Source organism: Streptococcus sp. FSL R7-0212, assembly GCF_038007985.1.
Taxonomy (GTDB): Bacteria; Bacillota; Bacilli; order Lactobacillales; family Streptococcaceae; genus Streptococcus; species Streptococcus parauberis.
Map to the genome: position 1 here is coordinate 1101208 of NZ_JBBOYF010000001.1, position 15013 is coordinate 1116220.

Here is a 15013-nt window from a genome sequence, read left to right on the forward strand (position 1 = left end):
TTATTGCACCTTGCAATACTTTATAAGAATTATCTAGATTAATTTCTTAGTAATCTGGTCTGAGGACACCAGTTGTCACATATTCTTTAGGCGCTTTGTCAAGGACAATCGCAATAATGCTATCGGCCTCATCTCGAGTACAGGCTACAAGCGGAAGACGCAATGGCCCAACATTAAATCCTTGATGGTTGAGAACTGCTTTAACAGGTGCTGGACTAGCTACAGAGAATAAGGCGTTGACTTTAGGTAAAAATCGTCTTTGTATTTTCGCCGCTTCCTTAATCTTCCCAGCTTCTATTGCTTGAAACATGTTATAAATTTCATCACCATTAGTATGTGATGCGACACTGATTAGGCCATCAGCACCTAAGTTCATTGCGTGAAATGCTTGTCCGTCTTCGCCAGTGTATACCAAGAACTCTTCAGACTTGTTCTCAATAATATAAGCCAAGTGATCCAAATTAGTACAGTCTTTGATACCAATAACATTTGGATGCTCTGCCAATTTCAACAAAGTATCCGGATGAAGTTCAACCACAACTCGGCCAGGGATATTATAGATAATAATTGGTAAATCACTAGCATCAGCGATTGCTTTAAAATGGTGATAAAGGCCCTCTTGGGTCGGTTTGTTATAGTAAGGAACTATGGCCAAACCGGCTGCAAATCCTCCAAAAGCATCAACTTCTTTGGCAAAATCGACAGAGTCTCTGGTGTCATTTGTTCCAATTCCAGCAATTAGGGGAACACGTCCATTGACGATTTTCTGCACTGCAGAAAATAATTCAAGCTCTTCTTGGTGAGTCAAAGTAGGACTCTCAGCCGTTGTACCAGCAAGAAGAATAGCTTCTGTATGATGATCCAAGAGGTGTTCAATTAATTTTGGTAAGGCATCAAAGTTGATTGAACCATCTGCATGAAATGGTGTAACTAAAGCTGTAATAATGTGACAGTTTTTAAGTTGTGAATAAGACATAGAGTACCTGCTATCTTCCATTGGGTTTTGTTGTAAGTGTTAATTCAACTCGAATTTTAAATCTTGACTAGCTTTCACTAAACCTCTCTCATGTAAAGTTTCTGCAATTTGAACAGAATTCCAAGCTGCACCTTTTAAAAGATTGTCAGAGACAACCCACATATGCAAGCCATTTTCAATATCGAGATCTTTTCTAATTCGGCCAACATATGTTTCTCTGGAACCTACAGCATTAACTGCTTGAGGATAAATTTGATGAGCAGTATCATCTTCAAGGATAGCACCAGGGAATTCTGCTATTACTGCTTTTACTTGATCAATTGGGGCAACAGTTTTAGTTTCAATATAGACTGATTCAGAATGAGCTGATAAAACTGGAATACGAACACATGTTGCTGAAACTTTAATGGAATCATCCGACATGATTTTTTTCGTTTCATTTGTCATTTTCATTTCTTCATAAGTGAAATCATTAGCAGTAAAAACATCAATTTGAGCTAAAGCATTGAAAGCAATTGGATAATGTTTCTTATCTCCTGAACAAGGTAAAATATTAGCTGTTACATCTTTTGGATTCAAACCTTCATTAATAACTTGACTAAACTGATTAAGTGTTTCATTTATAGCTGATTGACCTGCTCCAGAAACGGCTTGATAAGTTGAAACAATAATTCGTTCCAAGCCCCATTTTTGACGAATAGGTTCAAGGGCGACCATCATTTGGATTGTAGAACAATTTGGACAAGCAATAATACCATTGTGATTATCCATTGCTTGTGGATTAACCTCTGGAACAACAAGAGGAACATCAGGATGTTGTCTAAAATGAGAAGTGTTGTCTACAACAACTGCTCCTGCTTTAACAGCATATGGAGCATACTTTGCAGAAATAGATCCTCCGGCTGAAAATAAAGCAATATCAACTCCTTTAAAAGCAGATTCAGTCGTTTCTTCAATAACAATTGATTCATTTTTATAAGTTAAAGTTTTACCAGCTGATCTTGATGAAGCTAGTAACCTAACTTTTTCAATTGGAAGGCTAGATTCTTCCAACATTTTAACCATTTGTGTTCCAACGGCACCTGTGGCACCAACAACAGCGACTGTATAACCCATTTTTCTACCTCACTATAAACTATTGTTTACTATATTTAAAATTTTCAAAAAATTTATATTTACTTATTATAGCGTAAAATTTTTAACTTGAAAAGTCAAAAAAAAAAACCTTTGTCAAAAGACAAAGGTTTGGGGCATTCAAAGAATGTGATAAAAGGGTTCACACAATTTATCAAAGTCGGCTCCTGCCTTAATGACCTCCCCGCGCAAAAGTGGTCTAAGACCACAATCGACTCATCGCATGTACCTATCATAACAGAAAGATTCTTTAATTACAAGAGGGGTGCAATTGTTTTTACCAACAAACCAACAAGTTTTTGATGGAATGGCCGATTATTAACCATTTCAGGTGTAACTAATTTGGATTGTTCTTGTACTTTTTGAAAGTCTTTTAAGATATCGGAAATAATCGATACACGATATAAATATGTTGCACACTCGAAATGATGATAAAGACTTCTGTAGTCAAGATTAATAGTGCCCACTACTGCTTTCATGCCATCACTGACAAAGATTTTCGAATGAACAAAGCCAGGTTTATACTCATAAATGATTACACCAGATGACATTAAAGCTTTATAGTAAGTTTTTGCTAGGGCATAAGGAATTTTTTTATCTGGGTTACCGGGCATAATTATTCTGACATCAACACCACGTTCGGCCGCAAAACGTAAAGCATGCTCCATCTCACTATCCAAGATAAGGTATGGTGTCATTATATATACATACTCTCTGGCATGGTTAAGAATATCGATATAAACATTCTCGCCAATTTTATCTGTATCTAATGGTGAATCACCATAGGGGATAATGTAACCATCAGACGGAATGTGTTTTGTATGTTCTATTAAATAGGGTTCAATGATAATTTCTTTTTCAGAAATTGACCACATTTGTAGAAAAAGAACTAAGAAACTGTCAACAGCTTTCCCTTCAAGCATCAAACCAGCATCTTTCCAATGACCAAAGCGATCAATCTCATTTATATATTCATCAGCTAGGTTAATACCACCAGTAAATGCTACTTCCCCATCAATAACAACAATTTTCCGATGATCACGGTAATTGTAATAGGTCGAAATAATTGGGGAAATTGGTAGGAATGATTTTGCTTTGATTCCCAATTCACTTAAACGTTTTGAATAATCCAGTGACAAAGTCGAAAGCTCAGTCATTCCATCATATAATACTCTAACCTCGACGCCTTCATTAACTTTTTTCTCTAAAATTGTTAAAATCTCACCCCACATAAGACCTTCTGCAATAATAAAAAATTCCATAAAGATATATTTTTCTGCCTTTAATAGCTCAGCTTTCAAGGTTTCAAAAAAATCTTCGCCACCTGGAAAGTAGGTTGTCCGCGTCCCATCATAAACTGGGAAATTGCCACTTGTTCTTTGTAAATATTGGACTAAATGATAGGTAGTTGAAGTCTTTCCTTTTAAGACTTCTAAAATCTCTTGATCATTTTTCATAAACTTACTACTCTCATCGACTAAGTGATTAATTCGTTTTTTTAAGCCTCGATAACCCCAGTCTAGTTTTGTATAAACTAGAAACAAGGACCCTAATAAGGGTGCAATCATAATTAATATTAGCCATGTAACCCGAGAAATAGCATCCATTTCACTATTTACTAGATATAGAACAATAAACATTGAAAAAATGGCTTCAACAATTGTTAACCAATAACGATATTGCTCCATCCAGGCATAGGACTGATAAATAAAAACTAATTGAATGACAATCAGAATAGCAATAACTGTCCCCCGGCTGAAGATTCCTCGCAAAAATCCTAATTTACTCTTATGGAGCAGATGCTTTACTTTTGTTTTATTATTAATGTGCCTTTCCTCCATAAAGTTTGATATTAACAGATATTATATCATATTCAATGATTAGACAGGAATCAATTAATCTCTTTCTCTAAGAGTTATTTCAACTGTATCGCCAATTGTTTTATTGATTGCCTTTTGAATATCTTTTCTGATTCCAATAATATAGACAACTTGATCGAATTCATCCTTTATTCCCATGTTAACAATTGGCCCATCATAATCATAGCCATCAAATGTAACATGGACTTTAACACGTCCTTTATTGAATTCTTCTCTAATATTATATGGAAAAATAGTATAAGCTCCTCCTTTTCCAGGAACTGCATAGATAGTTGATTGATAAGTATATGTTTTCATCTTTTTTATTACCTTTCTAGTCAAGTCTATCATCAATAGTTTATCAAAATTTTCTATTCCTTCCCATAAAAAAAGAGAATCTTAGATTCTCTTTTAATTATTTTAGAATAAACCAATAGCAGTTCCGTCGTCTAATACATCCATATTTAAGGCAGCAGGAGCTTTTGGTAAACCAGGCATAGTCATTACATCACCAGTTAAAGCAACTATAAAACCAGCACCAGTTTTTGGAACAAATTCACGAATTGTGATGTCAAATTCACTTGGTGCACCTAAAAGATTTGGATTATCTGAAAAACTGTATTGTGTTTTGGCCATACAAACTGGTAATTTATCCCAACCAAATTCACTAAACTGCTTTAATTGATTTAAGGCTTTACCAGAGTATTGAACTGAGCGACCACCATAAATTTCGGTAACGATTTTTTTAATTTTCTCTTGGATAGCATCTTCTGATTGATAAAGGCGACGGTAATTTGCTTGACCTTTTTCAATAACTTCTACTAAAGTCTGTGCCAATTCGACACCGCCATCAGCACCATCGGCCCAAACACTTGCTAACTCAACAGGGACATCAATTTGTTTGCACAATTCTTTAAGTGCTGCAATTTCAGCCTCTGTATCAGCTACAAACTCATTAATGGCAACAACAGCTGGTACATTATATTTTCTGATGTTTTCCACGTGTTTTTTTAGATTGGCAAAGCCATCACGGACAGCTTGAACATTTTCATTATTTAAATCAGCTTTAGCCACACCACCATGCATCTTGAGTGCACGTAAAGTAGCAACTATCACAACTGCATCAGGAGTTGTTGGTAAATTAGGCACCTTGATATCGAGGAATTTTTCAGCCCCTAAATCTGCTCCAAATCCAGCCTCTGTAACTGTATAATCAGCTAAGCGTAACGCAGTACTTGTTGCAAGTACTGAATTACAGCCGTGAGCAATGTTAGCAAAAGGTCCACCGTGAACCAGTGCAGGGGTTCCATAGATAGTCTGAACTAAATTTGGTTTAATAGCATCCTTAAGAATTAATGTTAAAGCACCCTCAACTTTTATATCTCTAACATACACAGGCTGACGGTTTTTATTGTAGGCAATAACAATATTTGCTAATCTTTTTTTTAAATCAGCTAAATCAGTTGAAAGACACAAAATGGCCATGATTTCAGAAGCTACGGTTATATCAAAACCGTCTTCTCTTGGTACACCATTAAGCGGACTTCCTAGACCAACAATAACCTGACGAAGTGCACGGTCGTTCAAATCCAAAACGCGTTTCCAAATGATACGGCGTTGATCAATCTCAAGTTCATTTCCTTGTTGTAAATGATTATCAATTAAGGCTGATAAGGCATTATTCGCTGTAGTAATGGCATGCATATCTCCTGTAAAATGAAGATTAATGTCTTCCATTGGTAAAACCTGTGCAAAACCGCCACCAGCAGCTCCACCTTTTATTCCCATAACAGGTCCTAAAGAAGGTTCACGTAAGGCAATCATTGTTTTCTTACCAATTTTATTGAGAGCGTCTGCTAAGCCAATACTCATTGTTGATTTTCCTTCACCCGCTGGTGTAGGATTAATGGCAGTAACTAATATTAGTTTGCCAACTTTATTGTTTTCTAATGATTGAATTTTATCAAAGGATAATTTTGCTTTGTATTTACCATATAATTCAATATCATCATAGGTAATCCCAACTTTTTCTACAATTTCTGTAATAGGTTTGAGTGTTATGCTTTGAGCAATTTCTATATCTGATTTCACTTTAGTCTCCTTGTTAGTTAAGATATGACTATTATACCACAGTCGCAACACAAACAAACAAATATATATTTATATATAATTAATGTTCGGTTTCTTGCTATTTTTACAAGATTATTTCATTTTTTTGAAAATCTAAATAAATTAAACCGAACATAACGAGATATCTGCTCTGATTTAATATATGTATAATTTTAGATTAAATATTCTATAAATTCATCCGCGAATTAAAACGTTTACTAACTAGTGATTTTTGTGTAAAATAAGGCTATGAAAATATTAATTACATCTGGTGGAACTACTGAAAAGATTGATTCTGTTAGAGGGATTACAAATCATTCAAGTGGTCAAACAGGAAAAGAAATCGCTCAATTATTTTTAGACCATGGTGACCAAGTAACTCTTGTTACAACTAATGCTACTATTAAGCCAGATCCACATACTAATTTAACTACTTATATCATTAGTAATGTTGATAGCTTATTGATGACCTTAGAACCTTTAGTTAAAGAAAATGACTGTCTTATTCATGCCATGGCAGTTTCTGATTATACCCCAGTCTATATGACAGACATGGATGAATTGCTAGCTACAAGTAACCCCCTGACCTTACTTGAAAAAGAAAATAAAGAAAGTAAGATTTCTTCAAAATCAGACTACCAAGTTCTTTTTCTTAAAAAAACGCCCAAAGTCATTTCAATGGTTAAGGATTGGAATCCAACTATTCAATTAATTGGTTTCAAATTACTTGTTAACGTATCTGAGGAGGAATTGATTAATGTAGCCAGAGACAGTTTACGAAACAATAAAGCCGCTGCAATTATTGCTAATGACTTAAGTGGTATTAACAAAGACGAGCATCCGGCATTATTAGTTTCCGCTGAAAATGTTCAAAAGTTAGAATCGAATCAAGAAATTGCTCAAGCTATTTTTGAAAGGGTGAGCGCATATGATAACTAAAATTACTCTTGCAGTTACCGGTAGCATTTCAGCCTATAAAGCTGCTGATTTAACGAGTCGTCTTGTTAAAGAGGGCTATCACGTAACTGTATTAATGACTAAAGCTGCCCAAGCTTTCATCACTCCACTCACATTACAAGTCCTTTCAAAAAACACAGTCCATTTGGATATCATGGATGAAGATGATGTTTCCAAAATTAATCACATTGACCTGGCCAAAAATACCGATTTGTTCATTGTCGCACCTGCTAGTGCCAATACGATTGCTCATCTTTCATATGGCTTTGCAGACAGCATAGTGACAGGTGTCGCCTTGGCTTTGCCTGAGGAGACAAAAAAAATGATAGCGCCAGCAATGAATACAAAAATGTACACAAACCTAATTACCCAAGAAAATTTAAAACGCTTGGCCTCAGTTGGTTTTTATGAAATCAAACCGAAATCGAGTTTACTAGCCTGTGGAGACATTGGAACTGGTGCCTTAGCTGATATCGAGACTATCGTATCGGAAATTCTTAACTTATCTGAAATTAAATAAATTTATAACTTTAAAGGAGTTTTTTTTACTTATGAACCGTTCTAAAGCATCAACGATTGCTACTATTTCAATCTTTTTTGCCATTATGCTACTGATTCACTTTATCAGTTCAATGGTTTTTAATATCTGGCCGGTCCCAATTAAACCGACACTTGTTCACATCCCAGTAATTGTAGCATCAATTGTTTATGGTCCTAAAATCGGTTCCATTTTAGGTGGATTAATGGGTATTATAAGTATTATTACCAATACCATTGTCCTTTTACCAACCAGCTACCTTTTCTCTCCATTTGTCACTAATGGTAACTTTTACTCTATTATTATTGCTTTAGTTCCAAGAATTCTAATTGGTGTCTTCCCATACTTTATCTATAAAATGATGCAAAATAAGGCAGGACTCATTCTATCAGGAATAATTGGATCTTTAAGTAATACAGTTTTTGTCCTTAGCGGAATTTTTGTTTTTTTTGCTACTGTATTTAACGGAAATATTAAAGCCTTGTTAACTACAATTGTTTCAACAAATGCAATTGCTGAAATGGTAATTTCTGCCCTTGTTGTCTTTGCAATAGTCCCTACTTTAACAAAATTGAAGAAATAAAAATTTACTTGTTCTTCGAAGTAAGTTTTTTTGAAAATTTAATTATGTAAGCAATGAAATCTCTATAAAAAAAAGATGATTTTTTCATTCCAAAATGGTATAATGAAAGCGTTTAAAAATATAAAGGAGCAAATAATGACTTATAAAGAAAATTATCAAAAATGGTTAGCTGTTTCTACTCTTCCAGATTATCTTATGGAAGAACTTAAATCAATGGATGATAAAACTATGGAGGATGCCTTCTATACCAATTTAGAATTTGGTACAGCTGGGATGCGTGGTTACATTGGTGCAGGAACAAACCGAATCAACATTTATGTAGTACGTCAAGCTACTGAGGGTTTAGCCAAATTGGTTGAGTCAAAAGGTCAGGATGCTAAAGATGCAGGAATCGCTATCGCTTATGATTCACGTCATTTTTCACCAGAATTTGCCTTTGAATCAGCACAAGTATTAGCTGCGCATGGCATTAAGTCATATGTTTTTGAAAGCTTACGACCAACCCCTGAATTATCATTTGCTGTTCGTCACCTTGGAGCTTTTGCAGGGATCATGATCACAGCCAGCCATAATCCAGCTCCATTTAACGGTTATAAAGTTTATGGTGCAGATGGTGGACAAATGCCACCAGTAGACGCTGATGCTCTTACAGACTATATTAGAGCTATTGAAGACCCATTCTCAATTCAACTAGCAGATTTAGAAGAAGCTAAAGAAACAGGTTTAATCGAAGTCATTGGTGAAGCTATTGATAAAGAATACTTAAAAGAAGTTAAAGATGTCAATATCAACCAAGACTTAATCGACAACTACGGACGTGACATGAAAATTGTATATACACCACTACATGGTACTGGTGAAATGCTTGCTCGCCGTGCTTTGGCTCAAGCAGGTTTTGAATCTGTTGAAGTTGTTGAAGCACAAGCAAAACCTGATCCTGATTTTTCAACTGTAAAATCTCCCAATCCAGAAAGCCAAGCAGCATTTGCTCTTGCTGAAGAATTAGGTCGTCAAGTAAATGCTGACGTTTTAGTTGCAACCGACCCAGATGCTGACCGTTTAGGTGTTGAAATTCGTCAGGAGGATGGTTCTTATTGGAATTTGTCAGGTAACCAAATCGGCGCTTTAATTGCTAAATATATTTTAGAAGCTCATAAGCAAGCAGGTACTTTACCTGAAAATGCTGCTCTAGCTAAATCAATTGTGTCTACAGAGTTAGTTACTAAGATTGCTGAAAGCTACAGTGCAACAATGTTTAATGTTCTTACTGGCTTCAAGTTCATTGCAGAAAAAATTCAAGAATTTGAAGAAAAACATAACTATACTTACATGTTTGGATTTGAGGAAAGTTTCGGTTACCTCATTAAACCATTCGTACGTGATAAAGATGCTATTCAAGCAGTATTAATAGTTGCTGAAATTGCTGCTTACTACCGCTCTCGTGGTTTAACATTAGCAGATGGTATTGATGAAATCTACAAAGAATATGGCTACTTTGCTGAGAAAACCATTTCACTAACACTTTCAGGTGTTGATGGAGCTGCTCAAATTAATTTAATTATGAATAAATTCCGAGACAATGCACCAAGTCAATTTAACAATACAGAAATTATACTTTCTGAAGATTTCCAAGAACAAACAGCAAAAGATGCTCAAGGAAACGTTAAACCATTAACAACTCCTCCAAGTAATGTATTAAAATATACACTTGCTGATGATTCATGGTTTGCAGTTCGTCCTTCTGGTACAGAACCCAAAATCAAGTTCTACATCGCAACTGTTGGTGAAACTTTAGAAAAAGCTGAAGAAAAAATTGCTACAATCGAAAAAGAAATTAATGCATTCGTAGATTAAAAAAAGGTCCAGTGGACCTTTTTTTCTGTTCTCCATGAAATATGATAGAGAACACCTTGGTCCAATGGACCTTTTTTTTGTTAAAGAACTAGGAAAAATTTCCTAGTTCTTTCGTTTTCCATTCAAGAGTCACTCGCCTGAATCGATTTTCTATTCCTATAAAACAAAAAAGAGCATTTCTGCTCTATTTATTTTGATTTAATATAATTAACACCATCAGCTTTTGGCGCAACAGCTTGACCAAAGAAGGCTGCTAGGATAAATATTGTGAAAACATAAGGGGCAATTTCCAAATATACTGGTGGAATTGATTCTAGGAATGGAAGCTGACTTCCAATAACTGCCAAACTTTGAGATAAACCAAAGAATAAACTAGAAAGCATTGCTCCAATTGGATTCCACTTACCAAAAATCATTGCTGCTAGAGAAATAAATCCAGGACCTAAAATTGTCGTAACAGCAAAGTTTACTGAAATAGATTGAGCATAAACTGCTCCTCCGATTCCGCCAAGAAAACCAGAAATCATTACACCATAGTATTTCATCAAATAAACATTAATACCTAAAGTATCAGCTGCTTGAGGGTGTTCACCAACAGAACGAAGGCGTAGACCAAATCTTGTTTTATACAAGACATACCAAGCTACAAATGAAAATACTACTGCAGTGTATCCAATTAATGTAGTATTTTTAAAGAAAATATCACCAATCACTGGAATTTGTGATAATATTGGAAAATCAAATTTACCAAAAGAAGTTTGAATATTATCAGTTTGTCCTTTACCATAAAATGCTTTCACAAGGAAAACTGCTAATGAAGGAGCTAGTAAATTTAAAACAGTACCACTAACAATATGATCTGCTCTAAAGTTAATTGTTGCTACAGCATGGATAAGTGAGAAAATTAAACCTGCAATCCCAGCAACTAAGATTGAAATCCATGGTGTTGCTGCTCCAAACACCTTAGCAAACTCGAGGTTGAAAATGATACCAGTAAAAGCACCAATAACCATAATCCCTTCAAGACCAACGTTAACGACACCAGATCTTTCAGAGAAGGTCCCACCAATACTAGTGAAAATTAAAGGAGTTGCATAAATAAGCATTGAGGACATTAATAAGGATAAAATTGTAACTATACTCATCTTATTTACCCCCTTTCACTGTTATTTTTTTCGTTCTAATCATATAACGTTCAATCAGGTAATGCGTTCCAACGAAGAAGATAATTGAGGCTGTAACAATTTTCACAAGTTCTGGTGGAATACCAGCAATGTTCATACCAGGTGCTCCAACATTTAGGACACCAAATAAGAATGATGAGAAGAATATTCCAATTGGATTATTTGCCGCTAATAAACTAACTGCCATCCCATCAAAACCAACTGCTAAAGAGCTAGATTGAACAAAGACATTGCCAAATGTACCAAGACCTTCTACGACTCCTCCAAGTCCAGCTAAAGCGCCTGAAATAATCATCGAAAGAATGATTGTACGTTTTGAAGACATACCTGCATACTCACTAGCATGTGTATTTAAACCAACTGAACGAATTTCAAATCCTAAGGTCGTTTTATTGAGTAAGAACCAAATTAATACTATAGCAATGATTGCAAAGAAAATTCCAATATTAACTCGGGAATGATTAGTTAAATCTGATAACCATTGGGATTGGTAACTAGCATTTTTACTAACTTGAATAGAAGAGTCAATACTTTGTTTTATACTTTTGGCAAAACCATTTTGAATAACAGCGTTGCCGATGTATAAAATAATGTAGTTCATCATGATAGTTACAATAACTTCACTAGTACCTAAGAAGGCTCTTAAAATACCAGGAATTGCCCCAGCAATTCCGCCTGCAATCATACCAATTAAAACGGTGAAAAGAATTAATAAAGGGCGAGACATCTCAGGATGTGCTAAAGCAAACCAAGTTGATGAAATCCAACCAGCTAAAGCTTGACCAGAAAGACCAATATTAAAGAATCCAGCGCGACTTGCAACTGTAAAGCCAAGCGCAATTAGAATTAGTGGACCCATTGCTCTCATGATTTCACCAATATTTTTAACACTACCAAAGGCGACTTGGAATAATCCTTCATATCCCCAGATTGGATCATAGCCAAAAATAAACATAATAATTGCACCCAGTATAAATCCCAATAATACGGATATGACTGGTACTGCAATTTGTTGTGCCTTTTTAGACATTTTCTTCCTCCTTATCAATCGAACCACCGGCCATCAAGATACCTAATTCTTGCTTATTAGTGTTTTCAGGACTTACAATACCTTGAATTTTACCATCATGAATTACTGCTATTCTATCTGATACATTTAATATTTCATCTAATTCAAAACTTACAACTAAGACTGCTTTCCCTTTGTCACGTTCTTCAATTAGACGTTTGTGAATATACTCAATTGCACCAACATCTAGTCCACGAGTCGGTTGGCTAACAATCAGTAAATCCGGATCACGGTCAACTTCTCTAGCTATAATTGCTTTTTGTTGGTTTCCTCCAGAGAATCCTTTTGCAGGTACTAATTCACTTGCGCCTCGAACGTCGAACTCTTTCATCAATTTACGAGCATATTCATTAATTTTGTTGTAGTTTAGAATACCATTTTTACTTAATGGTTCTTTGTAATAAGTTTGTAAAGCAGTATTTTCTGCCAAGGAAAGATCTAAAACTAGTCCATCTCTATGACGATCTTCAGGAACATGACCAACTGATAATTCAGTAATTTGACGAGAAGACATATGCGTAACATCTTTATTTTTTATTGTAATTCTACCAGATTTTGTTTTTCTTAAGCCAGTAATAGCTTGAATAAGCTCACTTTGTCCATTACCATCAATACCAGCAATACCAACGATTTCACCAGCACGAACATCAAGTGAAAGACTTTTAACTGCAGGAACACCTCGATTTTCATCTACAACCAAATCTTTAATAGATAAGATGACATCTTTAGGTTGTGATGGATCTTTCTCTGTAATAAATGATACTGAGCGACCCACCATCATTTCAGCAAGTTCTTTTGAACTAACCCCTGCTACTGGAACTGTTTCGATACTCTTACCACGTCTAATAACTGTAACTTTATCTGCTACAGCACGAATTTCATCAAGTTTATGAGTAATCAATACAATTGATTTACCTTCTTTGACCAAATTTTTCATGATAGACATTAATTCTTTAATCTCTGATGGAGTTAATACTGCTGTTGGTTCATCAAAGATAAGAATATCCGCACCACGATATAATGTTTTCAAGATTTCAACACGTTGTTGTGCTCCAACAGAGATATCAGCAACTTTTGCATCTGGATTTACAGATAGACCATATTTTTCTGATAATTCTTTGATATCTTTACTTGCTTGTTTTAGGTCCAAAACGCCATTTTTGACTGTTTCATTTCCTAAAATTATGTTTTCAGCTACAGTAAAAGCCTCTACCAACATGAAATGTTGGTGAACCATTCCAATTCCTAGTTTAGAAGATTTTGATGGCGAATCAATATCAACTACCTGCCCATTAATGATAATTTCACCTTCAGTAGGTTCTAATAAACCAGCTAACATATTCATTAATGTTGATTTGCCAGCTCCATTTTCTCCTAAAAGGGCATGAATTTCACCTTTTTCAACTTGCAAATTAATATGATCATTTGCAATAAACTCACCAAATTTTTTTGTAATGTCTTTCATTTCAATGACATATTGAATCATGGGATTGTGCTTCCTTTCAATTCACTCTTTTATTTCAGTAAAGCTTGTCACTAGTCACAAGCTTTACTGAGATAAAAGTATCTCAGTCTAAAAAGAACGACCGACGAAGGTCGTTCTTTTTAGTTATTATTTTTCAGGAACTTTGATGTCACCAGAAATAATTTTTTCTTTTGCTTCTTTAACTGCTTTTATAGCATCGTCGTTTAAGTTTGTAGTAGCAAGGTCAACACCACCATCTTTCAAACCATAAACAGTTGATTTTCCACCAGGGAATTTCTTATCAGCAACAAGTTTGTTAATTAATTCAACTGATTTACCAACTTGTTTAATAGATGAAGCTAATACAAAGTTAGATTCTTTTTTATCGTTAGTTGTGTATTTACCTTCAGCTTCTTGGTCACGGTCAACACCGACAACCCAAACTTTTTCATCTTCAGAGCGTTTTTCATTGATACTCTTAGCTTCGTTAAAGACACCAGCACCAGTACCACCAGCAGCTTGATAAATTACATCAGCACCACCAGCATATTGGGCAGCTGCAATTGCTTTCCCTTTAGAGGCATCACCAAATGATCCAGCATAGTCAACTTTAACTTTGATTGAGTCGTCAACCGATTTAACACCAGCTTCAAAACCTTTTTCAAAACGAGTGATAACTGTACCTTTCATACCACCTACAAAACCAACAACTTTAGTTTTTGTAGTTTTAGCAGCAGCAATACCAGCAAGATATGCAGCTTCATTATCAGCGAAAGTTACGCTTGCAACATTGTCTTTACCTTCGATTACATCGTCAATAATTACAAAGTTTACATCAGTATTATCACCAGCTGCTTTGGCAATTGCGTCTTTTAGAGCAAAACCGATACCATAAACAACTTTATAACCATTTGATACTGCAGTATCAAGGTTAGTAGCATATTCAGATTCACTGTTAGATTGGAAGTAATCAAAACCAGCACCTTTTTTTAGGCCATTTTCTTTACCCCAAGCTTCCAAACCTTCCCAAGCTGATTGGTTGAATGATTTATCATCAACACCACCAGTATCAGTTACAATCGCTGCTTTCAAATCAGTTTTAGCATCTTTACTATCAGATTTTGAAGCACCACGATTACCACAAGCAGCTAAACTTAATAATGCTACTGAAGTTAAACCAAGACCAATAATTTTCTTGTTCATCTAAATGAACCCTCCTAAAAGTTTCTAGCAATTACTTGCTGAAAAATAATATAAAGCCTTATGGCTGAATAACAAAATAAGT

13 protein-coding genes are annotated in these 15013 nt (G+C 35.1%); 4 read left to right on the top strand and 9 right to left on the bottom strand.

The window, feature by feature from the left end:
* Positions 1-46: 46 nt before the first annotated feature.
* The 5 genes from dapA to MKY69_RS05680 all read right to left on the bottom strand — a co-directional run bounded on the left by dapA (position 47) and on the right by MKY69_RS05680 (position 6060).
* Positions 47-976, bottom strand: a complete 930-nt coding sequence (dapA, locus tag MKY69_RS05660) for a 4-hydroxy-tetrahydrodipicolinate synthase (protein ID WP_003106933.1) — start codon at positions 974-976, stop codon at positions 47-49.
* 39 nt (positions 977-1015) lie between these two features.
* Positions 1016-2092, bottom strand: coding sequence for an aspartate-semialdehyde dehydrogenase (locus tag MKY69_RS05665; protein ID WP_013793948.1), 1077 nt, complete (start codon positions 2090-2092; stop codon positions 1016-1018).
* Between the two features lie 272 nt (positions 2093-2364).
* Positions 2365-3951, bottom strand: a complete 1587-nt coding sequence (cls, locus tag MKY69_RS05670) for a cardiolipin synthase (protein ID WP_013793949.1) — start codon at positions 3949-3951, stop codon at positions 2365-2367.
* Between the two features lie 54 nt (positions 3952-4005).
* Positions 4006-4287 carry a DUF1905 domain-containing protein gene (locus MKY69_RS05675; protein WP_100083865.1) on the bottom strand — a complete coding sequence of 94 codons (282 nt, stop codon included), beginning with the start codon at positions 4285-4287 and terminating at the stop codon, positions 4006-4008.
* 102 nt (positions 4288-4389) lie between these two features.
* A complete protein-coding gene (locus MKY69_RS05680) occupies positions 4390-6060 on the bottom strand; it encodes a formate--tetrahydrofolate ligase (RefSeq protein WP_100083866.1) in 1671 nt (556 codons plus the stop codon).
* A 267-nt stretch (positions 6061-6327) separates the two neighbouring features.
* Here MKY69_RS05680 and MKY69_RS05685 point away from each other — a divergent pair, with 267 nt between their 5' ends.
* The 4 genes from MKY69_RS05685 (at position 6328) to MKY69_RS05700 (ending at position 10010) form a co-directional block, all read left to right on the top strand.
* On the top strand, positions 6328-7017 hold the full coding sequence (locus MKY69_RS05685; RefSeq protein ID WP_003106034.1) for a phosphopantothenate--cysteine ligase: 690 nt from the start codon (positions 6328-6330) through the stop codon (positions 7015-7017).
* Positions 7007-7555, top strand: a complete 549-nt coding sequence (gene coaC, locus MKY69_RS05690) for a phosphopantothenoylcysteine decarboxylase (RefSeq protein WP_100083867.1) — start codon at positions 7007-7009, stop codon at positions 7553-7555. Before MKY69_RS05685 ends, coaC begins: the two co-directional genes overlap by 11 nt.
* A gap of 31 nt (positions 7556-7586) precedes the next feature.
* Positions 7587-8156 (top strand): ECF transporter S component, encoded by a 570-nt coding sequence (locus tag MKY69_RS05695; protein WP_100083868.1) that lies wholly within the window; start codon positions 7587-7589, stop codon positions 8154-8156.
* Positions 8157-8291: 135 nt separating this feature from the next.
* Positions 8292-10010, top strand: coding sequence for a phospho-sugar mutase (locus MKY69_RS05700; protein ID WP_003105990.1), 1719 nt, complete (start codon positions 8292-8294; stop codon positions 10008-10010).
* Between the two features lie 188 nt (positions 10011-10198).
* On the opposite strand, the gene MKY69_RS05705 is transcribed toward MKY69_RS05700, so the two are convergent.
* The 4 genes from MKY69_RS05705 to MKY69_RS05720 form a co-directional block, all read right to left on the bottom strand.
* The gene (locus MKY69_RS05705) at positions 10199-11155 is read right to left on the bottom strand and encodes an ABC transporter permease (protein ID WP_003105285.1); all 957 of its coding nucleotides are present in this window, start codon (positions 11153-11155) and stop codon (positions 10199-10201) included.
* A gap of 1 nt (position 11156) precedes the next feature.
* The gene (locus tag MKY69_RS05710; protein ID WP_003106943.1) at positions 11157-12224 is read right to left on the bottom strand and encodes an ABC transporter permease; all 1068 of its coding nucleotides are present in this window, start codon (positions 12222-12224) and stop codon (positions 11157-11159) included.
* Entirely contained in the window at positions 12217-13749 is a 1533-nt protein-coding gene (locus MKY69_RS05715; protein ID WP_003108422.1) for an ABC transporter ATP-binding protein, read from the bottom strand. The genes MKY69_RS05710 and MKY69_RS05715 overlap by 8 nt, the downstream gene beginning before the upstream one ends.
* Positions 13750-13875: 126 nt before the next feature.
* A complete protein-coding gene (locus MKY69_RS05720) occupies positions 13876-14931 on the bottom strand; it encodes a BMP family lipoprotein (RefSeq protein ID WP_003106947.1) in 1056 nt (351 codons plus the stop codon).
* Positions 14932-15013: the final 82 nt, after the last annotated feature.